Here is a 22,402-nt window from a genome sequence, read left to right on the forward strand (position 1 = left end):
TCCGCGCCGGGCCCTCACCATTTCATTGCTGAGCAGCCAGCACCCTATGCAGGGCTCCTGTTACGAGGAAATGACATGAACGCGCGCGTTCTCGACGGCGAAATCATCACCAGCAGGCTTGACGATGTCAGGGCCTATGACGGCGTGCGCACGAAGCGTATCTTGGCCTTCGTGATCGACTACATCATCGTCGCGCTGCTCACCATTCCGTTTGCCATATTGGTGTTCTTCCTCGGGCTTTTGACCCTCGGCCTTGGCTGGATGCTGTTCGGCATCCTGGTGCCGGCTGTGGCCATCCTCTATATCTGGAACACGCTGGGCAGCACCGACCAGGCCACCACGGGCATGAAGATGATGGGCATTCGGCTCGACCGGCTCGACGGCAGGCCGATCGACGGCCTCACTGCGGTCGTCCATTCGGTGCTGTTTTGGGCCGGCAACGTCATCCTGTCGCCGCTCGTGCTGCTGGTAACGCTGTTTTCCGACCGCAAGCGCACCTTGCACGACCTTTTGCTTGGCACGGTCGTCAGCCGTACCGACCGCTGAAACGGCCCTCTAAAGAGCAGTCGCAACCGATTGAGCGCAAATGTGAAGGCGTCAAGTCGACCACGCCTCCACAATCCTGTTGAATTTTTCGCCATCCGCGCCAAAGGTAGAGCGATTCGAAGGAGTGTTTCCAAGGCTCGATGACGCAGCATCCGACCCAGTCGCCGCAGTTCTTCCTGACCGCGCCGTCGCCGTGTCCCTATCTCGACGGCCAATTCGAGCGCAAGGTGTTCACGCACCTGGTCGGCGACAAGGCGGCGGAGATGAACGACCTGCTGACGCAAGGCGGGTTCCGGCGCTCGCAGAATATTGCCTACAGGCCGGCATGCGAGACCTGCCGCGCCTGCGTTTCGGTACGCATCCTGGCCCAGGAATTCGTCGCCAGCCGCAACATGAAACGCGTGCTGCAGCACAATTCCGATCTCGTCGGCCACATGCACAATGCCGAACCCTCGACCGAACAATATTCCCTGTTCCGCAGCTACCTCGATGCCCGCCATCGCCGTGGCGGCATGTCCGACATGACGGTGCTCGACTATGCCATGATGGTCGAGGACACCCATGTCGACACCAAGGTGATCGAGTATCGGCGGCGCGGGCCCGACACCTTCATCACGGGCAAGGGACAGGGTGAGCTGATCGCGGTGGCGCTCACCGACAAGATGGCCGACGGCCTGTCGATGGTCTATTCCTACTTCAATCCCGATTTCGACGAGCGGTCGCTCGGCACGTTCATGATCCTCGACCACATCGCCCGCGCCAGGGCGATGGGCCTGCCCCATGTCTACCTCGGCTACTGGGTCAACGGCTCGCGCAAGATGAATTATAAGATGCGCTTCATGCCGCAGGAGCATCTCGGCCCGAAAGGCTGGGAGCGCTACACCAACGAAGCGGTCACGCGCTAACTATCCTTTCCCAAGTCCGGGCCTAAACATTTTTCACTTGAGATGATGCCGGTCTTTCCGCTGGTTGGCGGAGAGTGGGCGATTGCGCCGACCCGCCGTCCTCTCCCGAATTCATTGCGAAAGTCGCTGCATGTCGTCTCACGATGCTCACACCAAAGGACTTCTGCTCACCGCATTTGGCGGGCTGACGCTGACCGTGGATATCCCGTTGATCCGGCTCGCCCATGGCGAGGCGTGGACGATCTTGCTGCTGCGCACCGGCTGCACCTTGGCTGCGGCGTTGATCGTGTGGACCGTCTGGCGCTCGTTCAGCAAGAATGCGCCTCAGCTCATCCCGGGCTGGTCGGGCCTGATCGTTGCCGCGATCTACGGACTCGGTGCGACTGCCTTCATCACCGGCGTCTACAACACCTCGACCGCCAATCTGGTTTTCATCCTGGCCTTCACCACCATGTTCGCCGCACTGCTGTCGTGGGTGTTCCTGAAGGAGCGGCCGCGGCCGCTGACCCTTGCGGCATTGGCAATGATGATCGTCGGCGTCGCCATCATCGTCGGCGATTCCGTCGGCACCGGAAATCTGTTCGGCGACCTGATGGCATTGTGCTCGGCCTTCCTGATCGCCTGCGCCATCACCATCTCGCGCGCCAGCGGCAAGGATATGGGCTTTACCGCGCTGATCGGCGTCATCCTGCCTTTTGGGCTGGCGGCATTCATGGTCTCCAAGACCGGCTTTCAGGTGGAGGCGCCATGGTGGATCATCCTCAACGGCGCCGTCATCATGCCGATAGCGTTCTTCTGCCTCGCCAATGGGCCGAAATACATTTCGGGACCTGAAGTGGCGATGTTCTATTTGCTCGAAACCGTGCTGGCGCCGGTCTGGGTATGGATGATCTTTGCCGAAACACCGACCCGCAACAGCCTGATCGGCGGCGCCATCCTGATCGTCACGCTGATTGCGCATTCGCTGTGGCAATTGCACGAGGGCCGCAAACGCCGTAGCGACCTTGCGGTGCATCATCCAGTCTGAGCATCTTAGTGCCGATATGCCAGGTGCGATCAACCGGTTGCCGTATCTGAAAAAGGCTCTGCAACGATCTGGTATTCGTCCTCATAGATGACATATCCCAGACGAGAACTCTTCATGACGTCAACATGATGCCCGTGCTGCGCGAGGAGCGCCGCGAGGTCAAAGGCCTTTGCCAGATGTTCCGTTGCCGTTGGTTTGAACCAGCTCAATCCTTGGGTCGTCTCTCTCCGGTAGAAACCTTTCGATCTTGAGAGGTTGAAACGCGGCGGTATTGCGAGGTTCTGTCGAAACCAGGCAAGACTGTCTTCCAGCTGGTCCAATGTATGTCGATCAACATCCGGTTGACCCTGCAATTCATAGGCAGCGCCAAAAAACCTTCGCGCGCATGCGTTCCCTTAATGGCATTTGACCGAACAAATCGCAAAAACATGCGCAGGATATTATTTCTGACCGGAAATGGATCAATAGTCGCTCGGGGTCGCGGCGGATAGTTCAGTGAGCGGGGTCTTCAGGCACTGGCCTTTTTATCGGCGACGATCTCGATCTGCGGTGGACCACCCTCCAGTTCCACGGGTGCCGCTGCAGCGATTTCGTCGGTCAGTTCCACCTCGCGCAGCCATTCGCGCCAGATCGCGACCAGCAGGGCCATCAGCACCGGGCCGATGAACAGGCCGAGAAAACCCATGGTCTTGACGCCGCCGATCAGACCGAAAAAGGTCGGCAGGAAGGGCAGTTTTATCGGCCCGCCGACCAGTTTCGGGCGCAATGTCTTGTCGACGATGAACAGTTCGACCGCCCCCCAGAGGAACAGCGCCAGCCCGGCCATCGGCGACCCGCTGGCGGCGAGGTAGATCGAGACCAGCGTGAAGGACAATGGGGCACCGCCTGGGATCAGCGCCATGACGCCGGTCAGGGCGCCGAGCGTCACCGGCGACGGCACGCCGGCCAGCCAGTAGGCAATACCCAGCACCAGACCTTCGCCGATGGCGATGACGGTCATGCCGGTCACGGTCGACGAAATCGTCGCCGGCACGACGCGCGAGATCCGCTCCCATCTGGTCGGCAGGATGCGCTCGCCAAGGCGGTCGACCTGACCGGCAAAGTGCTCGCCGTCGCGATAGGCGAAAAACAGCGCGATCATCATGAACAAGAGTGTCAACAGCAGGCCGAAAGCACTGCCGCCGGCGGCCAACACGCCGCGATAGATGCTGCCGATGTTGGCGCCGCTGACCAGTTGGATCAGCTCACCAATGCCGCCGGGATGGCCAAAATTGGTCGTCCACTGCTCGTTCAGCCACTCGCCCACGACAGGCATGGTGGCGATCCAGTGCGGTGTCACGGCACCGTGACGGTTGGTCTCGATCGCCCAGGCGACCCATTCGCGGACCTCGTTGATCGCATAGGTGCCGGCGAGCGCGATCGGTATCACCAGGAAGGCGAGGATGAAGAGGATGGCAAAGGTCGCGGCGATGGTGCGGTTGCCGCTGACTGCAACGAGCAGGCGGCGATAGAGCGGCCAACTGGCGAAAGCGATGACGAGCGCCGCCAGCACTGGAAACAGGAAGCCGTGGAAGAAATAGACGCCGGCGGCGACGATCAGCACCAGCAGCCAGCGCGCCGCCGACAGCGGCGGAATGACGGCGGCCCGCAGCGGCGTCGACAGGCCGAACAGGCGCTGCTGCCGTTCCGGCTTCTGGATTCTTGCTTCCTTCAAACGCCTGGCTCTCCCAAACACCCTTCCCTTCTATGCACTGATATAGTGCAGCAATCGTGACGATAGTCCAAATGATGATGGAGAAGCTGCCAATCTCCCCCCTCGTGGGGGAGATGTCCGGCAGGACAGAGGGGGGCGTCAAGGATCGCAGCCTTGGGTTTGGACCGTGACGAACCGCAACCGGCACAATTAGGTATCTGTGACCTCGACAGTCGGCGGGACAGCGCCCCCCTCTGTCCTGCCGGACATCTCCCCCACGAGGGGGAGATTGGCAGCTTCACCCGCTACCCAAACTTCCCCGTCCTCGGGAATCCCTTCGGCACCATGCGGCCGGCCGAGGCACGCGCGCCGATCCATTCTGCCAGTTCCTCGCGCGACCTTGTGAAGGTGCGGTCGGCTGAATCCTGCCAGGAGAGGCCGCTCTCTAGCGTGAACGGCTTGAGGTCGAGAAGGCCGCCGTCCTTGTATTTCTGCAGCCGCACGCCCTTGCCGCGACCCATTTCCGGAATCTCGGAGAGCGCGAACACCAGCATCTTGCGATTCTCGCCGACGATGGCGAGATGGTCGCCCGTGACCGGGATGCAGCGCTTGGCTTCGTCCGGCGCCTTGACGTTCATCACCTGCTTGCCCTTACGGGTGTTGGCGACGACTTCCTCCTCCGACACGATGAAACCATTGGCGTCGTGCGAGGCCAGCAGCAGCTTGCGTTTCGGGTCGTGGACGAAGGCGGTGACGATGTCCTGGTCATTGTCCATGTCGACGATGATGCGGATCGGCTCGCCATGGCCACGCCCGCCGGGCAGCCGGTCGGCGCCGATGGTGTAGAACTTGCCGCCGGTGGTGAAGACCAGCACCTTGTCGGTGGTCTGGGCATGGAAGGCGAGCTTGAGGCTGTCGCCCTCCTTGAAGGTCAGCGTCGAAAGGTCGGCCAGATGCCCCTTCATCGCCCGCAGCCAGCCCTTTTCCGACACGACCACGGTGACCGGCTCGCGCTCGATCATGGCATGCGCAATGTCGGTCAGATCATGCTCGGGCGCGTCGGCGAACTGGGTGCGGCGTTTGCCAAGCTCGGTCTCCGGGCCGAACTTGTCGCGGATGTTGGTGACTTCCCACTTGATCGTCGCCCACTGCTTCTCGTTTGAGGCAAGCAGCGCCTCGATCTGCTTCTTCTCGGCGCTCAGGCCGTCGAATTCCTTGCGGATCTCGAATTCTTCAAGCTTGCGCAGAGCGCGCAGCCGCATGTTGAGGATGGCTTCGGCCTGAGTGTCGGTGAGCGACCAGCGGGCCATCATCACCTGCTTCGGCTCATCCTCCTCGCGGATGATCCTGATCACCTCGTCGATGTTGAGGTAGGCGATCAGGTAGCCGGCAAGGATCTCCAGCCGTCTTTCGATCTCTCCAAGCCGATGTTTCGAGCGGCGGACCAGAACCTCGCGGCGGTGCTCGAGCCACTCCTGCAGCACGCCCTTCAGCGACAGCACGTTCGGCACCTTACCGCGCGACAGGACGTTCATGTTAAGCGGGAAGCGGCTTTCGAGCTCGGTCAGCTTGAACAGCGATTCCATCAGGATGCCGGGATCGACCGAACGGCTCTTCGGCACCAGCACGACGCGGACGTCCTCGGCGCTCTCGTCCCTGATATCCTCGAGCAGCGGCAGCTTGCGTGCCATCAAGAGCTCGGCGATCTTCTCGATCAGCCGCGCCTTCTGCACGCCATAAGGGATTTCGGTGACGACGATGCTCCAGGTGCCCCTGCCCTGGTCCTCCTGGATCCACTTCGACCGCACGCGAAAACCGCCGCGGCCGGTTTCATAGGCTTCGAGGATAGAGGCGCGGCTGTCGACGATGATGCCGCCGGTCGGGAAATCCGGGCCCTGGACGAAATCCATCAGCTTCGCCACCGTCGCGTCGCGGTGTTCGATCAGGTGCAGTGCCGCGTCGCACAGCTCGGCCGCGTTGTGCGGCGGGATCGATGTCGCCATGCCCACCGCGATACCGGACGAGCCGTTGGCCAGCAGATTCGGGAAGGCGCCGGGCAAAACCACCGGCTCCTCGTCTTCTTCATTGTAGGTCGGCCGATAGTCGACGGCGTCCTCGGTGATGCCGGACAAGAGTTCGGTCGCCACGTCGGTCATGCGCGCTTCGGTGTAGCGCATGGCGGCGGCGTTATCGCCGTCGATGTTGCCGAAATTGCCTTGTCCGTCGACCAAGGGGTAGCGCATCGAAAAATCCTGCGCCAGCCGCACCAGCGCGTCATAGATCGACTGGTCGCCATGCGGATGGAACTTGCCCATCACCTCGCCGACGATGCGGGCGCATTTGGCAAAGCCCTGGTCCGGATTGAGCCGCAGCAGGCGCATGGCGTGCATGATGCGGCGATGGACCGGCTTCAGTCCGTCGCGCACGTCGGGCAGCGCCCGGTGCATGATGGTCGACAGCGCATAGGCCAGATAGCGCTCTTCCAGCGCCTTCTTCAGATCCACCGGTTCAATGTGATCGCCGCCGCCATCTTGAGGCGGCAAAACCCTTTTGCCATGGGCTGGGACTAGCCGAGCGGGTGATTCGCGGCAAGAGGCAGACCGCTATGCCGCCCCTTCTGCAACATGAAACCATGCGCCAAGGGATGCCGGCCAACATCAGCCTGTTACATGCGAGTTCTATGGCCAAGCCTGATGATATCTGACTACCGGCTCTTCATGACAAATTCACCGGTTTGCGCAAAGACGGTGGGATCGAGTTTGCCTTTCACCGTGATTTTTGACCATTGTGCCGGGACACGCCTTTTTCCCGTCCAGTTCGTCACGGAATGGTGATGGCGCAAAGAATTGAAAAACAATTTCAGCACACTCTCAGGGACCTTGCGATGACAATCAAACGCTCAACTCTTAGGAAATTCGCCCTTTCGACCTTTTTGCTCACCCTGCCGCTCAACGCCGCCCTCGCCCAGGATGCGGCGGTTGCCGACCGGCTGAAGGCGGCACTCTCCGCCCAGGGCGTCGACATCACCTGGACCGGCGTGACCGGTGACAACACCAGCATGGTGCTGCAGGGCGTTGCCGTCAAACCGGCGGCGGAAAAGGAAGCGCTCACCATCGGCGACGTCAAACTCGAAGGGGTCACCGAGGCAAATGGCGGCTATGAGATCGCCACCGTGTCGACCGCGGCCTTCACGCACAGCAAGGACGGCGTCACCCTCGACCTCAGCCCCTTCGTCATCCATGACATGACCGTTCCGGCGGATGGTTCCAGCAGCCCGCTGGGCTCGCTGATGATGTACAAGTCCGCCGAACTCTCGAACATGACCGTCAAGGTCGCCGACAAGACCGCCTTCTCGATGGACGGGCTTGCCATCGAGATCACGCCGCCGGCGGACGGCAAGGCGATGGAATTCACCGCCACCACGGAAAAGTTCAATGCCGACCTGACGCTGGTCGACGATCCCAAGTCCAAGGAAGTCATCAACGCGCTCGGCTACCAGAACATCGCGGGCAATCTCGAGATGGCCGGCACCTGGCAGCCCACCGACGGCAAAATGGAACTGTCGAAATACGACATCTCCGTCGAGAATGCAGGCACGCTCGGCATGACCTTCGATCTCGGCGGCTACACGATGGACTTCATCAAGTCGCTGCAGGAAATGCAGAAGAAGATGGCGGCACAGCCCGAAGGCGCCGACAATTCGGCGCAAGGCATGGCGATGCTCGGCCTGTTGCAGCAGCTTTCGTTCAACAGCGCCTCGATCCGCTTCGACGACGATTCGCTGACCAACAAGGTGCTGGACTATGTCGGCAAGCAGCAAGGCATGTCCGGCAAGGACATCGCCAACCAGGCCAAGGCGATCGTGCCGTTCGGCATGGCGCAGCTCAACAATCCAGAGCTGACGGCACAGGTCACAGCCGCGGTCAGCAAGTATCTCGACGATCCGAAGAGCCTCGAAGTCTCGGCCGAGCCGCCGGCATCGGTGCCGTTCGCGCTGATCATGGCTGGCGCCATGTCCAACCCGCTCGACCTGCCGAAGACGCTCGGCGTCACCGTCAAGGCCAACGAAGACTGATCGAAGCGATCCCAATATGCGAAAAGCCCGGCAGCGATGCCGGGCTTTTTCATGGGATTAGCGAATCGAAAGAATCGGTTCGGGCGGTTCTTTAAAGCATCGCCCGAGCGCGATCAGGCGTCCTTCTTGGGCACAGCAACGCGCAGCGCCAGGTCGCGAAGCTGCTGCGGGCTTGCCTCCGAAGGCGCGTTCATCAACAAATCATAGGCCTGCTGGTTCATCGGGAACATGGTGATCTCGCGCAGGTTCTTTGCCCCGAGCAGCAGCATGACGACGCGGTCAACGCCTGCAGCCATGCCGCCATGCGGCGGCGCGCCATACTGGAAGGCGCGGTAGAGGCCGCCAAAGCGCTCCTCGACCGTGGCGCGATCCAGCCCGACCGTTTCAAACGCCTTGACCATGGTTTCGGGCAGATGGTTTCGGATACCGCCCGAGGCAATCTCGAAGCCGTTGCAGACCATGTCGTACTGAAACGCCTTGATGCCGAGCAGATCCTCGCCATTCAGCGCATCGATGCCGCCCTGCGGCATCGAGAACGGATTGTGGGCGAAGTCGATCTTCTTCTCTTCCTCGTTCCACTCGAAGAACGGGAAGTCGACGATCCAGCACAGTTCGAAACGCTCGCGGTCGACAAGGTTCAGCTCCTCGCCGGCGCGCGTGCGCGCGGCACCTGCAAAGGAGACGAACTTCTTCGGATCGCCGGCGACGAAGAAGGCGGCGTCGCCGTCGGCGAGGCCGAGCTGAAGGCGGAGCGCCTCGGTGCGCTCCTCGCCGATGTTCTTGGCCAGCGGACCGGCACCCTCGATCTTGTCACCTTCCTTGCGCCAGAAGATGTAGCCGAGCCCCGGCTGGCCCTCGCCCTGCGCCCAGGAATTCATGCGGTCGCAGAAGGCGCGGCTGCCGCCGGTCTTTGCCGGAATGCCCCACACCTCGGCCTTCGGGTCGTTGGCCAGGATGTTGGCGAACACCTTGAAGCCGGAGTCGCGAAAATGGTCGGAGACGGCCTGCATCTCGATCGGGTTGCGCAGGTCCGGCTTGTCGGAACCGTATTTGCGCATGGCGACGTCATAGGGAATGCGCTGGAATTTCTGCGTCACCGGCTTGCCGTTGGCGAAAGTCTCGAAGACCCCGCGCATGACCGGTTCCATGGTCGACAGCACGTCGTCCTGCTCGACGAAGCTCATTTCGAGGTCGAGCTGGTAGAATTCACCGGGCAGACGGTCGGCGCGCGGATCCTCGTCGCGGAAGCAGGGGGCGATCTGGAAGTAGCGGTCGAAGCCCGACACCATGATCAGCTGCTTGTACTGCTGCGGCGCCTGCGGCAGCGCGTAGAAGGTGCCGGGATGGATGCGCGACGGCACCAGGAAGTCGCGCGCGCCTTCCGGCGACGAGGCGGTGAGGATCGGAGTCGAGAATTCGGTGAAGCCGACATCGCCCATGCGCTTGCGCATTTCAGCGATGATTTTTGTCCGCGCAATGATGTTCTTGTGCAGCGTCTCGCGGCGCAGGTCGAGGAAACGGTATTTCAGCCGGATGTCTTCGGGATAGTCAGGCTCGCCGAACACCGGCAGCGGCAATTCCCTGGCCGCCGACAGCACTTCGATCTCGCGGGCGAAAATCTCGATCTCGCCGGTCGGCAAATTGGCATTCGCCGTCTCCGCCAAGCGCGCCTTGACCTCGCCGTCGACGCGAACGACCCATTCCCCGCGCAGGGTCTCGGCGACCTTGAAGGCCGGCGAATCCGGATCGGCGACTATCTGGGTCAGGCCATAATTGTCGCGCAGGTCTATAAAGAGCAGGCCGCCATGATCGCGCACGCGATGCACCCAGCCAGACAGGCGAACGGTCGAGCCAACGTCGCTCTTCCTCAACTGGGCACAGGTATGGCTGCGGTAACGGTGCATTGTCATTGGTAAAGTCCGGGGTGCTGGGTTGCGGGCCGAAGCATCACGGCCCGGCCTGAAAATTTGCGCGAAAAGCGCATGGGAGGTTGGATTTGTCAAGGCAAGCAGGTCGCCCGCGCTTCTTTCGCTTCAGCCCGGGACTTCGGCCGAACCCGAAACCAAAGTGCCGTGACCGGTCCCGTCTCGTCCCACCTCAAGCGAAGTGGATTTCAGCGCCCTGACGTTCGAAATCCGCAAGGATTGCGGCCGATGCAGTCTTTTCGACCACCAGATGGCGGATCGCGTCGGCCCCGGCGACGCGATAGGGCGCCGCGGTTGCCAGCTTGTCATTGGTGACGGCGATGACGATGCCTGCGCTGTTTTTGACCATGGCCCGTTTCACCTCGGCCTCCGCTGAATCGAAGGCCGTCACGCCACGCGAGGCATCGAGACCGCAGGAGCCCAGAATAAAAAGGTCCGCGCCAAGCTGCGCGACGGCGGCAAGCGTGTCGGCGCCAACGCAAGCGCCGAGGTGGCGATCGAACCTGCCTCCCAGCACAGTCAGCTCGATCAGGGCGTGGTCTGAAAGCGCCGAGGCAACTTCGAGCGAATTGGTGGCGACGGTCAGATCGAGGTCACGCGGGATGGCCTTGGCGATCGCGGCATTGGTCGTGCCGCTGTCGATGAACAAAGTCTGTCCGCGCACGAGCAACGCTACAGTCGCTCGGGCCAGCCGCGTCTTCTCTTCGGCCGCATGGCTGGCGCGCAGGCCAACCGGCGTGGTCGCGAAAGGTGCAGGCGCGACCGCGCCGCCATAGACGCGGCGGCATTGACCGGACTTCGCCAGCTCCCTCAGGTCGCGGCGGACGGTGTCCTCCGAGACGCCGAAGCTGACCGCCAGTTCACCGGCCAACACACTTCCCTCCGCCGCCAGGCGGTCGCGGATGATTCGATGCCGCTCATCGGTCAACATTGCATGATCCTGCTTCTTTATACGTGTTCTTGCATGTTATGCACGTTTATGCAAGGAGACAGGCATTCCGCTGCTGGACAACCCACCAACGTCTTCTCTTTCGTCGAAAGCACCGCGCCATGAGCCTCAACCTTGCTCCCCAACACCGGGTCTATGCCGGGTTTGCGATCTATTCGTTCGCGATGGGCAACATCTTTCCGCGGCTGCCCGACATCAAACACGCAATGGGTATCGAGGATGGCACGCTGGGGCTCAGCCTGATCGGAACGCCGATCGGCACCTTGACCGCGCTGACGCTGGCGACACCGCTTCTCGAGCGCGTCGGCTTCCGCCGCGCGCTGCTTGTCCTGGTCCCGCTGGTGGCGCTTGCCTATGCCATCGCGGTGCATGCGCCGGGCCCGCTTGCGCTTTTCCTGATGCTCCTTCCCGTCGGCCTGATGATCGGCAGCGTCGAGATCATGCTCAATGTCGAGGCTGACCGGACCGAATTCCTGGTCAAGCGCCGTATCATGAACCGCGCGCATTCATTCTGGAGCATGGGCTTTTTCGGCGCCGGCCTGTTCGGCGCGGCGCTCGCGCATCTCGGCATATCGCCGCAACTGCATCTGGCGCTGATCGTGCCGATCGTCGCGACCTCGATGGCGCTGTTCCTCGGCGGCTACCAGCCGGCGCCGAGCCGTTTCGCCGGCACGGGCGAGAAGGCACCCGTGCTGGCGCGGCCGACGCTGCCGATCCTCGTCCTCGTGGCCGTGACGCTCTCCGCGATGCTGATGGAAGGCGCCAGCATCGACTGGTCGGCGATCTATATGCGCACCGTGTTTGAATCAGGCCCCTTCGTCGCCGGCTTCACCGTGGCGCTGTTCGCCCTTTCCCAGGCAACCACGCGCTTCTTCGCCGACAGTTTCGTCGACCGCTACTCGCCAAGCGGCGTGGCGCGGGTGCTGCTGGTGATGATGGCCGCGGGCGTGCTGATAATCTTTTTCTCGCCCGCGCCGTTCTTCTCCATGCTGGGCTTTGCCTTCCTGGGGATCGGCACCAGCGCCCTCTTCCCGCTGGCGATCTCCGCCGCCGCTCAGCGGACGGATCGCCCAGCGGCAATCAATGTCGCGGCGCTGTCGCAGATCTCCTTCGTCGCCTTCCTGCTCGGCCCGCCGCTGCTCGGCTTCGCCTCGGACCATTGGGGCATCCGCTCGGCCTTTGCCATCGGCATTCCGTTCATCGTGCTCAGCCTGGTTACGGCGGGATCGCTGGGGCGGCGGCCGCCCGCGGTCAAACCCGCCGCGCCGGCTGACGAGCTGCTCCAACCAAAGCGGGGCAAGATGCTGGCGCGGACCGGCGAGGCTTGACCGTTCTCGTGACGCGGGTGGCCTTCCACGAGCAATTGGACAGATCCTTGCTGTAGTTAGCCAGGAATTGCCGCTGGTATTGGCCAAGGCGATGGTTCAAGAAGGGATCACCGACACGTGATTGCTTCATGTCCTCCATCCGCCCACTGATCCCGCTCCTTCTCGCCGCCGGCATCCTGCTTGGCGGTAATGGGCTGCAGAGCACGCTGATCGCGCTGCGTGGCGCGCAGGAGGGGTTTTCGGCCTCCGACATCGGTCTGATGGGCACCTTCTATTTCGCCGGCTTCCTGCTCGGCTGCCTGGCGATCACCCGCATCATGAAGGCGGTCGGCCACATCAGGGCATTTTCGGCGCTGGCGGCGATCGCCTCGGTCGGCACCTTGCTGCTGGTGCTGGTTCTCGATCCGGTGATGTGGTGCGCGGTGCGCTTTGCCGGCGGTTTCTGCTTTGCCGGGCTGTTCACCATCGTCGAAAGCTGGCTGAATTCCGGCGTCGCCAACAAGGATCGTGCCCGCGTGCTGGCGATCTACCGGATGGTCGACACCGGTTCTGTCACCGGCGCCCAGTTCCTGATCCCGGTCTTCGGCGCCGGCGGCTTCACCATCTTCGCCATCATGTCGATCATGATCACGCTGTCGCTGGTGCCGGTATCGCTCGGCGACCGCTCCAACCCGACGCCGCCCGAGGACGTCAAGCTCGACCTGGCGCGCGTCTGGCGGATTTCGCCGCTGGGCTGCTTCGGCTGCATCGCCGTCGGCGTCACCAACAGCGCCTTTCGCACATTGTCGCCGGTCTACGCCGAGCAGATCGGCATGTCGGTCGCCGATATCGTCACCTTCGTCAGCGTCGGCATCTTCGGCGGCGCCATCATCCAGTATCCGCTCGGCTACCTCTCCGACCGCTGGGACCGGCGCAGGGTGCTGCTGATCACCACCTGCTGCGCGATGCTTTCAGCGCTGGCGCTGGTGTTCATCGCCGGCAGCAATCCGCTGCTCAACTTCATCATCATCTTCATCTTCGGCTGTTTCGCCATGCCGCTCTATTCGCTGTCGGCGGCGCATTCCAACGATCGCGCCGACACCGGCGAGTTCGTGCTGATCAACGCGGCCCTGATGCTGTTTTATTCCTTCGGCGCCATTGGCGGCCCGTTCGCCGCCTCGACGGCAATGCAGTATTTCGGGCCGAGCGCGCTGTTCGTGTTCAGCGCCGTCGTCTATGCGATCTTCATCGCCGTCATTCTCTACCGGATGCAGGCCCGGTCCGGCGTGCCGGCAGGCAGGCGCAGCCGCTTCACCGCACTGTTGCGCACTTCGACGGTTTTCGCACGGCTGGCCAAGAGAAACAGCGATTCCGACGGGCCGGCCGGGTCGTGACGATGGCGCCAACGCTTGACGAAAGCCCCGCCGGCTGAAATCTAGGAAGACCTTACTCCTGCCAAAAGCGATTTGATGCACGTCATCACCACCCAGAAAGAACTCGAGACCGTTCTCGCCGCTTTCGAAAAGTCGGATTTCGTCACCGTCGACACCGAATTCATTCGAGAAACGACCTTTTGGCCGATCCTGTGCCTGATCCAGATGGCCGCGCCCGGCGTGACGGCGCTGATCGATCCGCTGTCGCCTGATATCGACCTGAAGCCGTTCTTCAAGCTGATGGCCAACGAGGCGGTGGTCAAAGTCTTCCACGCCGCAAGGCAGGACATCGAAATCATCGTCCACCTCGGCGATCTGGTTCCGCATCCGGTGTTCGACACGCAAGTGGCGGCGATGGTCTGCGGCTTCGGCGACAGTGTTTCCTATGATCAGCTCGTGCAGCGGATCACCGGGGCGCGGCTCGACAAGTCATCGCGTTTCACCGACTGGCGCCACCGGCCGCTTTCCGACAAGCAGCTCGACTACGCGCTGGCCGACGTCACCCATCTGATCGAGGTCTATCAGCACCTCAGCGCCGAGCTGGTGCGGGAAAACCGCGCCCATTGGCTCAACGAGGAAATGGAGGTCCTGACCTCGCGCGAGACCTATGACCCGCATCCCGAGGACGCCTGGAAGCGGCTGAAGATGCGGCTGCGCAAGCCGCAGGAACTGGCGATCGTGCAGGGCGTGGCGGCATGGCGCGAGCGCGAAGCGCGCGAACGCGACGTGCCGCGCGGCCGCGTGCTCAAGGACGATGCGATCTACGAGGTGGCGCAGCAGGCGCCGCGCGACGCGGCAGCCCTTGGCAAACTGCGCACGACGCCGAAGGGCTGGGAGCGCTCCTCGACGGCGACGGCGCTGCTCGGCGCGGTCAACACCGCGCTTGCCTTGCCCAAGGAGCAGATGCCGAAACTGCCGAAGAATTTCCAGCCGCCCGAGGGCTCGAACGCCGCGGCGGAGCTGTTGAAGGTGCTGCTGCGGATCGTCGCCGAAAAAGAGGGCGTCGCCTCGAAAGTGCTGGCCTCCAGCGACGACATCGACCGCATCGCCGCCGAGGGCGAGGAAGCCGACGTACCCGCCCTGCAGGGCTGGCGGCGCGCGGTGTTCGGCGAGGCGGCGCTCAAGCTGGTGCGCGGCGAGATCGGCATCAAGTTCGACAAGCGCAAGATCGCCGTGTTCGACCTGTAGAGACTCCGGAGCTGAGGCATCGGAGCAATCTGTTCGTCCGTGTCGAATGCTGCTAGTTCGTTGCGATGAATTCGGATCAGGACGAGAACCGAAGATACGATGCGATTGACGCATTGCGCGCAATCGCGGTGATGCTGGTTCTGATTTTCCACTATACGTCGCGCTTCCCCGCCGATTACATCCGTTTCCCGCATCAGATGACTGTGCCATGGAACGGAATCGTTGGTGTCTTTCTCTTTTTCATCATCAGCGGTTACTGCATTGCGAGGACGGCAGAGCGGGCGGAAACCATCTGGACGTTTTGGCTGCGCAGGTTCGCACGCCTGGAACCCGCGCTCATCGCCAGCATAGCGATCACGCTTGTCATAGTTGCGATCTTAGGTCTTCCCGATAGAGAGGTTTCAGCCGCCGATGGCCTGCGCAACGCAGCTTGGGGACCTCTGTTTTTCTCCACGCCACTTGTCGACGGCGCCTACTGGTCCCTGTTTGCGGAGGCAAAGTTCTACCTCGTATTCGGCCTCATCTTCTATCTTTGGGCGAAAGGCGCACTTGTCCTGTTCGCAAGCTTCACTGCAGTGGGCGCGGCAGTCCACTTTTCAGGCCTATGGGCGGACCATCAAGCTTTGATCCATCCGTTCCAGGGCGTCGCCATCAGCTATTTTTTCTTCCCTTACAGCCTTTTCTTTTTGATGGGTATTGCGGCGCGCCGATCGAACTGGATCGTGCAGATGGCTGTAACGGCAGGATGCTTGGCAATCGCCGTCGGGTTGTGGGGCGTCACCACATTCACCGTATGGGTAATTGCGCTTTCGATTCTCGGTGTCATCGGGGTTCAGTTGCGCGACATCAGGATTTGGCGATGCGTGACTTATGTCGGTTTTATCAGCTATCCACTGTATCTTCTGCACCAGAATATCGGTGTCGCCATCATACGGTGGCTGGCTCAGTGGATCGGCTCACCGTGTCTTCGAATCGGCGTAGCGTTTGCCGTCGTGCTCGGCTTGGCGGCGTTCGTGGCCTGGGCGGTCGAGCATAGATTTCGTCGAAGGATCGAAGGGGGCGCCGTTGGGCTTGTGACGGGGCTGTCGTTCAACTTCCGACTCAGACTCGACTGACGAAAACCAACCCAGTTATGACGCCTCACAGCCGTGCAGGTGGCTTCAGACTGCCCCGAGCAGATGCAGCGCGAACCAGATCCATCCCAGCAAGAGAATCACTGCTCCGACGAAGAAAGAGCGGCGGCGCAGCAGCAGGTTGTTGCTGGTCAGGTGAACCCAGGCGTGAAAATAGCGCGACGCGACAAAAATCCACATCAGCGCCAGGGTCAGATAGTTGACGCCATTGGTCAGGTGCAGCGTCAGGCACAGCACATAAAACAGCACCGGCAGTTCGAACTGGTTGGTGAGATTGGCGGCAACGGTGACGCTGGAGGCCGGCTCGGTCGAGCGCACCTTGAACTGACCGGCCTTGGCTTCGCCCGACCTGACTGCGCCGTATCTGCGGCGACCCAGGACGCCGTAGACCATGTAGATCAGCAGCACATGCGCCAGAACAGGCCAGAAGATCGTGGTCTGGTTCATGAAGCGTCCCCTGCCCGGCTGGGCCTTGCGTACGGCATCAAGCCTGGCGTTTCTGGCCTGCCAGCCAGAAGGCGGCGATGACGATCACCGGGATGGCGAAAAGCGCGAACTTGGTCACGATCAGCGACGAGGCGAAAGACAGCGAATCCGGGTTCGCCGACAGGAAATCGGACAGAAGCCGCGCCACCGCGATGTTCTGGACGTAGTCGGCAAGCGTGTAGGGCAGCACCAGAACCATCGCGAAGATCGACTGCAGCTGCGCCGGCAGCACGCGGAAAGCCTTCAATCGCCGGCCGGTGGCCAGGATCAGGCTGACCAGCGTCACCGACAGCAGCGCCGGGAACAGCAGATCGAAGGTCAGATAGTGCCAGACGAGAATGATCTCGCCACCGCGCCGGCCAAGCGCCGTCAGCCAGGCCATGCCTTCGTCCGGGGTGAAACCGAAAATACGCATGTCGAGTGACGGCAAGCCGCCGCTCAACCGGCGAAAGTAGAAGAATTCCAGCACCGTCATGGCGATGAACACCGCCGCCGACAGGAAACAGAGCGCGCCTGCGTGGCGCGACAGCCGCAGGATCGTCGCCGTCAGGCTCCGCCCGAGCCCGTATTGGTCAGGCTCCACCGGGATAATTCGGGCTTTCGCGGGTAATCGTGACGTCATGGGCGTGGCTTTCACGAAGTCCGGCATTGGATATGCGTACAAAGGTGGCGCGTTCGCGGAAATCGGCAAGGTCGCGGCCACCAACATAACCCATAGCGGCTTTCAGCCCGCCTGCAAGCTGGTGCAGCACGCCAGACACAGGTCCTTTGTAGGGAACCTGCCCTTCGATGCCTTCCGGGACTAGTTTCAGCGTGTCGCGCACCTCGGCCTGGAAGTAGCGATCGGCGGAGCCGCGGGCCATGGCGCCGACCGAGCCCATGCCGCGATACGCCTTGAAGGAGCGGCCCTGGTGCAGATAGACCTCGCCCGGGCTTTCGTCGGTTCCGGCCAGCAGCGAGCCGATCATGGCGGCACTTGCGCCGGCGGCGAGCGCCTTGGCGAGATCGCCGGAATATTTGATGCCGCCGTCGGCAATCACCGAGACGCCTGATTTGTGCGCTGTTTCGACCGCCGACATGATGGCCGAGAGTTGCGGCACGCCGACGCCGGCAACGATGCGGGTGGTGCAGATGGAACCCGGACCAATGCCGACCTTGACGGCGTCGGCCCCGGCGTCGATCAGCGCCTGCGTGCCCGCGGCGGTGGCGACGTTGCCGGCCAGGATGCGAACCGAGTTGGAGAGCTTCTTGGCGCGCGTGACGGCGTCCAGCACGCGCTGCGAGTGGCCATGCGCCGTATCGATCACCAGAAGGTCGACACCGGCATCGATGAGGCGTTCGGCGCGCTCGAAACCGTCATCGCCGACGCTGGTGGCGGCGGCGGCGCGCAAGCGACCCTGCGAGTCCTTGCTGGCGTGCGGGTTGAGCTGCGACTTCTCGATGTCCTTGACGGTGATCAGCCCGACGCAATTGCCCCTGATGTCGACGACCACCAGCTTTTCAATACGGTGCTGATGCAGAAGCCGCTTAGCCTCGTCCTGGTCGACGTTCTCCTTGACCGTGATCAGGTTGTCACGGGTCATCAGTTCATGGACCTTCTGCGCCGGATCGGACGCGAAGCGCACGTCGCGATTGGTCAGGATGCCGATCAGCCGTCCGATCTTGTGGCCGCCGCTGCCGCCGTTCTCGACCACGGGAATGCCCGAGATCGAGTAGCTGCGCATCAGGCCCAGCGCGTCGGCGAGCGTCGCATCGGGACCGATGGTAACGGGATTGACCACCATGCCGGATCCGAATTTCTTGACCTGCCGCACCTGCTCGGCCTGTTCGGCCGGCGAGAAATTGCGGTGGATGACGCCAATGCCGCCGGCCTGGGCCATGGCGATGGCAAGCCGCGCCTCGGTGACGGTGTCCATCGCCGCCGAGAGAATCGGCACATTGAGGTCAATATCACCGGCGATGCGGGTGCGGACATCGGTTTCGCCAGGCATGACCTCGGAATGACCCGGCTGCAGCAGCACGTCGTCAAAGGTCAGCGCCAATGCGCCGGTGGACGTTTCGATGATTTTTGCCATGGCCAGCCCTCGGAATACAAAAAAGCGCTGGACCGGAATGGACAGCGCCGACTCGTTTCTTCCCTTTCAGGATTGGCGCTGGCTGGTACCACGTCCCGGCGCCGATGAAAAGCCGATGGTGAGGCAGATATTGTCTCAGCCTGAAACCGACGCCCCCAGGAAAAAGTTGCGCAACTCATTTGCGACACGCTTCGGTTGGCCATCATTGTCGGCTGCCAAATGGCCAAGTCCCTGGAATGCGACGCGCCGCTTCACGGTCGGCAATACGCCCTGCAATGCGTCAAGCGCTGCCGGCAGATAGGATACGCTTCTGGTGCCGCCGAGCAGCAGCACGTCGGCGTTGACGGCCTTGAACCTCTCAAGCATGCCCACGGTCTCCGCGACGAGGCAAGCGTCGAAATGGACCGAACGAATGAGAACGTCCAGCGGCACCTTGCCGTTGTCCCTCCCATCAGGCTTGGCTCGCAACCCAAGCCTGATGAGCGGGACCAGGATGAGGCGCGGCAGCGCGGTGAACAGTGACGGATCGGTGCCTTTCATGGCGGTGACCATCGCGGACGCCAGGTCGCCTCTCGCCAGGTCCTTCTCGTAGCCGGGCACCCAATCTTGCGGAGACGGGACGTTGCCGACGTCCAGCGGCGGCTCAAAGAGCGCGATCCTGCGCAAGGACGGCACGGCAAGTGCTGCGGCAAGGGTGATGATGGCGCCTGAACTCAGGCCAAAGACATTGATGCTGTCGGTAGCGCCAAGCAATGCGTCCAGATCTTCGACCTCCTTTTGCAGTGCATAGCCGTCGCCGTGCGGTCCGCTCAGGCCGCGGCCCCGCCGATCGGGAATGTAGACGCTGAACGTGTCGGAAAGTGCCGCCGCCAAGTCCGTGAAATTATGTGAACTCTGCATCGCGCCATGCAGGAGAACGAGACCGGGGCCGCTGCCCATTTGCCGATAGCCGATGGTGGTGCCGTCCCTGGACCGCACGGAGCCCGTGATGGCCGCTTGCAAGTCTTCCATATGCCGATCCCCAATGGCGGTCTGACGGCGAAACGTAGAATCAAACCGAGACACTACCGTGAAGCGGGCGGACATGCCGCCATGAGAGCATCGACCGCCACGAACAACACCGACGGATTCGACCCGGCCGATCGCACAAACGTGACAGGAAATTAACACGACAGCGCGGCCAAGGGGTGATAACCGCCTTTCCTGCCGGTTTCGCCTCCAGGGCCGGCAAACCAATCAGCGCCGCAAACCAACATCCGGACGCGCTCGTGAATCGCACCATTCCGCTGATCCTGGCGGTCGCTCTCTTCATGGAAAACATGGATTCGACCGTTATCGCGACATCGCTGCCGGCGATCGCCGTCGACATCCACACCAGCCCGATCGCGCTCAAGCTGGCGCTGACCGCCTATCTGGTGTCGCTGGCCATCTTCATTCCGATCAGCGGCTGGATGGCCGACCGCTTCGGCGCCAAGAACGTCTTTCGCGCCGCGATCGCCGTCTTCATCGTCGGCTCGATCGCCTGCGCGCTCTCCGGTTCGCTGCCTGCATTCGTGGTATCGCGCTTCCTGCAAGGCATTGGCGGCGCCATGATGACGCCGGTTGGGCGGCTGGTGCTGGTGCGCGCGACACCGAAAAGCGAACTCGTCGCGGCGATGTCCTGGCTGACGGTTCCGGCTCTGGTCGGGCCATTGGTCGGTCCGCCCGTCGGCGGCTTCATCACCACCTATTTCACCTGGCACTGGATTTTCCTGATCAATGTGCCGATCGGTCTGATCGGCATCTGGCTGGCGACACGTTTCCTGCCGGAGACCGAACCCGCGCAGACCCCACCACTTGATTTCATCGGCTTCGTGCTGAGCGGATTGGCGGCATCCGGCGTGGTGTTCGGCCTGTCAGTGGTCAGCTTGCCCTATCTGCCGCCAATCGTCGGTGTCGTCACCGTAGCGGTTGGCCTCGTGTCGGGCGCGCTCTATCTGCTGCATGCGCGCCACGCCAAAAACCCGCTGCTGGCGCTCGAACTGTTCCGCAACCAGGTGTTCCGCTCCTCGGTGCTTGGCGGCGGGCTGTTCCGCATCGGCATTGGCGCCGTGCCGTTCCTGCTGCCGCTGATGTTCCAGATCGGCTTTGGGCTGACGCCGTTCCAGTCCGGCATGATCACCTTCGTCTCGGCGATCGGCGCCATCGGCATGAAATTCGTCACCGCACTGATCTTCCGCGTCGCCGGCTTCCGCCGCGTGCTGGTCGTCGGTTCGCTGGTCGCCGCGGCCTCGATCGCCATCAACGGCCTGTTCACGCCCGACACACCCTATCTCTTGATGCTGGCCATGCTGCTCGTCGGCGGCTTCATCCGCTCGATGTTCTTCACCGGCGTCAATGCGCTCGCCTACGCCGAGGTTTCAGCTGAAGACACAAGCAAAGCAACGCCGATTACCGCCGTCTTCCAGCAGCTGTCGATCGCACTTGGCGTGGCGGTGGCCGGCGGCATTCTGGAGGTGTCCACGAGCCTGAACGACAGGTCACTGACGCTGGCGGATTTCCACACCGCGTTCTTCGTCGTCGCGGTGATTTCCGCCGCCGCGTCGCTGTCGTTCATGCGGCTGGCGCCAGATGCCGGCAACGCTGTCTCCGGACATGGTCGATTGACCACGCCCAAGACGTTGGAAGCGGTAAGCCCGCCAGGCAATTGATGCGGCTCACGCTTCGGGCTCGCCCTCTGCACGTTCCGATTCGCCTTTGGGCCTAGCGGCTGCCGGCGAGAGCCAATCAGTCTTCGGAGCCCCCTTGCCCTTCGCTGTCGCTCCGGGCGCTCGAGGCCTTCGGAACGTCCACTGGACGTTCCGATCCGCCTGACGGCGGACCGGCCTCTCGCCCCTTGAAATCCTTGGCCAAGAGATAAAGCTCCACCGATTCATCCCGCGACGCCGGCGGCTTGACATGATGGACCGAGCGGAAGTTGCGCTTGAGCATGGAGAGCAACTCGTTTTCGGCGCCGCCTTGAAAAGTCTTGGCGAGGAAATGCCCGCCCGGCTTCAGCACCGACAGCGCGAAATCGGCCGCCACCTCACACAGATGCATGGTGCGGATGTGGTCGGTCCGCTTGTGACCGGTTGTGGGGGCCGCCATGTCGGACAGCACGATATCCGGATCGCCACCCAGCGCCTCGGCCAGCTTTTGCGGCGCCAGCGGATCGAGGAAATCCATCAACAGCACCGGCGCGCCGGGCACGGCGTCCATCTCGAGATAATCGATGCCGATGACGTGCGGCTTGTCGGCCGTCGATTTCGTGCGCGCAGCTGCAACCTGGCACCAGCCGCCGGGAGCCGCACCGAGGTCGATCACCTTCATGCCGGGCTTGAGGAGATGGTGCTTGTCGTCGATCTCGATCAGCTTGTAGGCCGCGCGCGAGCGATAGCCGTCAGCCTTGGAGCGCTGGACATAGGGATCGTTGATGTGGCGTTGCAGCCAGCGGCGCGACGATTCCTTCAGCCCGCTCTTCTTCTTGATCCGCGTCTTCAGCACGCGAATGCTGGCGGATCCTGGTTTTTCCGGTTTCTTGGTCATTGCCCGATTTCTGGTCCGAGTTTTCTCGCTCGCCGAGTTGTGGTCTTTGTTCGACGTCTGCCCGTTTCATGAACGGCTTCCCCCACTCCGTCGCTG

18 protein-coding genes and 1 pseudogene are annotated in these 22,402 nt (G+C 62.4%); 9 read left to right on the top strand and 10 right to left on the bottom strand.

Features of this window, described 5'->3' with window-relative positions:
- Positions 1-75 precede the first annotated feature (75 nt).
- The 3 genes from HB777_16030 (at position 76) to HB777_16040 (ending at position 2,478) form a co-directional block, all read left to right on the top strand.
- Positions 76-546 (top strand): RDD family protein, encoded by a 471-nt coding sequence (locus HB777_16030; GenBank protein ID QND65260.1) that lies wholly within the window; start codon positions 76-78, stop codon positions 544-546.
- 140 nt (positions 547-686) lie between these two features.
- Positions 687-1,451: an arginyltransferase gene (locus tag HB777_16035; GenBank protein QND65261.1), complete on the top strand. Its 765-nt coding sequence runs from the start codon at positions 687-689 to the stop codon at positions 1,449-1,451.
- A 130-nt stretch (positions 1,452-1,581) separates the two neighbouring features.
- On the top strand, positions 1,582-2,478 hold the full coding sequence (locus tag HB777_16040; GenBank protein QND65262.1) for a DMT family transporter: 897 nt from the start codon (positions 1,582-1,584) through the stop codon (positions 2,476-2,478).
- Between the two features lie 29 nt (positions 2,479-2,507).
- Here HB777_16040 and HB777_16045 read toward each other — a convergent pair.
- The 3 genes and pseudogenes from HB777_16045 to parC form a co-directional block, all read right to left on the bottom strand.
- Positions 2,508-2,908 (bottom strand): annotated as a pseudogene (locus HB777_16045) (hypothetical protein).
- Between the two features lie 78 nt (positions 2,909-2,986).
- On the bottom strand, positions 2,987-4,192 hold the full coding sequence (locus HB777_16050) for an AI-2E family transporter (protein QND65263.1): 1,206 nt from the start codon (positions 4,190-4,192) through the stop codon (positions 2,987-2,989).
- A gap of 284 nt (positions 4,193-4,476) precedes the next feature.
- A complete protein-coding gene (gene parC, locus HB777_16055; protein ID QND65264.1) occupies positions 4,477-6,714 on the bottom strand; it encodes a DNA topoisomerase IV subunit A in 2,238 nt (745 codons plus the stop codon).
- Between the two features lie 341 nt (positions 6,715-7,055).
- Here parC and HB777_16060 point away from each other — a divergent pair, with 341 nt between their 5' ends.
- Complete coding sequence (locus HB777_16060) at positions 7,056-8,246, top strand: hypothetical protein (protein QND65265.1); 1,191 nt, start codon at positions 7,056-7,058, stop codon at positions 8,244-8,246.
- 113 nt (positions 8,247-8,359) lie between these two features.
- On the opposite strand, the gene aspS is transcribed toward HB777_16060, so the two are convergent.
- Both aspS and HB777_16070 read right to left on the bottom strand, forming a co-directional pair.
- Positions 8,360-10,150 (bottom strand): aspartate--tRNA ligase, encoded by a 1,791-nt coding sequence (gene aspS / locus HB777_16065; GenBank protein QND68787.1) that lies wholly within the window; start codon positions 10,148-10,150, stop codon positions 8,360-8,362.
- Positions 10,151-10,343: 193 nt separating this feature from the next.
- Complete coding sequence (locus HB777_16070; protein QND65266.1) at positions 10,344-11,102, bottom strand: DeoR/GlpR transcriptional regulator; 759 nt, start codon at positions 11,100-11,102, stop codon at positions 10,344-10,346.
- 119 nt (positions 11,103-11,221) lie between these two features.
- On the opposite strand from HB777_16070, the gene HB777_16075 reads away from it, so the two are divergent.
- The 4 genes from HB777_16075 (at position 11,222) to HB777_16090 (ending at position 16,163) form a co-directional block, all read left to right on the top strand.
- Positions 11,222-12,448: an MFS transporter gene (locus HB777_16075; protein ID QND65267.1), complete on the top strand. Its 1,227-nt coding sequence runs from the start codon at positions 11,222-11,224 to the stop codon at positions 12,446-12,448.
- 128 nt (positions 12,449-12,576) lie between these two features.
- On the top strand, positions 12,577-13,821 hold the full coding sequence (locus tag HB777_16080) for an MFS transporter (protein QND65268.1): 1,245 nt from the start codon (positions 12,577-12,579) through the stop codon (positions 13,819-13,821).
- A gap of 75 nt (positions 13,822-13,896) precedes the next feature.
- A complete protein-coding gene (rnd, locus tag HB777_16085; protein QND65269.1) occupies positions 13,897-15,048 on the top strand; it encodes a ribonuclease D in 1,152 nt (383 codons plus the stop codon).
- Between the two features lie 65 nt (positions 15,049-15,113).
- Positions 15,114-16,163, top strand: coding sequence for an acyltransferase (locus HB777_16090; protein ID QND65270.1), 1,050 nt, complete (start codon positions 15,114-15,116; stop codon positions 16,161-16,163).
- Between the two features lie 45 nt (positions 16,164-16,208).
- Here the strand turns inward: HB777_16090 and HB777_16095 are convergent, their stop codons facing one another.
- The 4 genes from HB777_16095 to HB777_16110 all read right to left on the bottom strand — a co-directional run bounded on the left by HB777_16095 (position 16,209) and on the right by HB777_16110 (position 19,753).
- Positions 16,209-16,628: a hypothetical protein gene (locus HB777_16095; protein ID QND65271.1), complete on the bottom strand. Its 420-nt coding sequence runs from the start codon at positions 16,626-16,628 to the stop codon at positions 16,209-16,211.
- Between the two features lie 37 nt (positions 16,629-16,665).
- Positions 16,666-17,217, bottom strand: a complete 552-nt coding sequence (locus HB777_16100) for a hypothetical protein (protein ID QND68788.1) — start codon at positions 17,215-17,217, stop codon at positions 16,666-16,668.
- A gap of 22 nt (positions 17,218-17,239) precedes the next feature.
- Positions 17,240-18,742 carry an IMP dehydrogenase gene (gene guaB / locus HB777_16105; GenBank protein ID QND65272.1) on the bottom strand — a complete coding sequence of 501 codons (1,503 nt, stop codon included), beginning with the start codon at positions 18,740-18,742 and terminating at the stop codon, positions 17,240-17,242.
- Positions 18,743-18,877: 135 nt separating this feature from the next.
- Positions 18,878-19,753, bottom strand: coding sequence for an alpha/beta hydrolase (locus HB777_16110; GenBank protein QND65273.1), 876 nt, complete (start codon positions 19,751-19,753; stop codon positions 18,878-18,880).
- 257 nt (positions 19,754-20,010) lie between these two features.
- On the opposite strand from HB777_16110, the gene HB777_16115 reads away from it, so the two are divergent.
- A complete protein-coding gene (locus tag HB777_16115; protein QND65274.1) occupies positions 20,011-21,432 on the top strand; it encodes an MFS transporter in 1,422 nt (473 codons plus the stop codon).
- 76 nt (positions 21,433-21,508) lie between these two features.
- Here HB777_16115 and HB777_16120 read toward each other — a convergent pair whose 3' ends face one another.
- The gene (locus tag HB777_16120) at positions 21,509-22,306 is read right to left on the bottom strand and encodes an RlmE family RNA methyltransferase (GenBank protein QND65275.1); all 798 of its coding nucleotides are present in this window, start codon (positions 22,304-22,306) and stop codon (positions 21,509-21,511) included.
- Positions 22,307-22,402: the final 96 nt, after the last annotated feature.

Source organism: Mesorhizobium loti, from assembly GCA_014189435.1.
Taxonomy (GTDB): Bacteria; Pseudomonadota; Alphaproteobacteria; order Rhizobiales; family Rhizobiaceae; genus Mesorhizobium; species Mesorhizobium loti_G.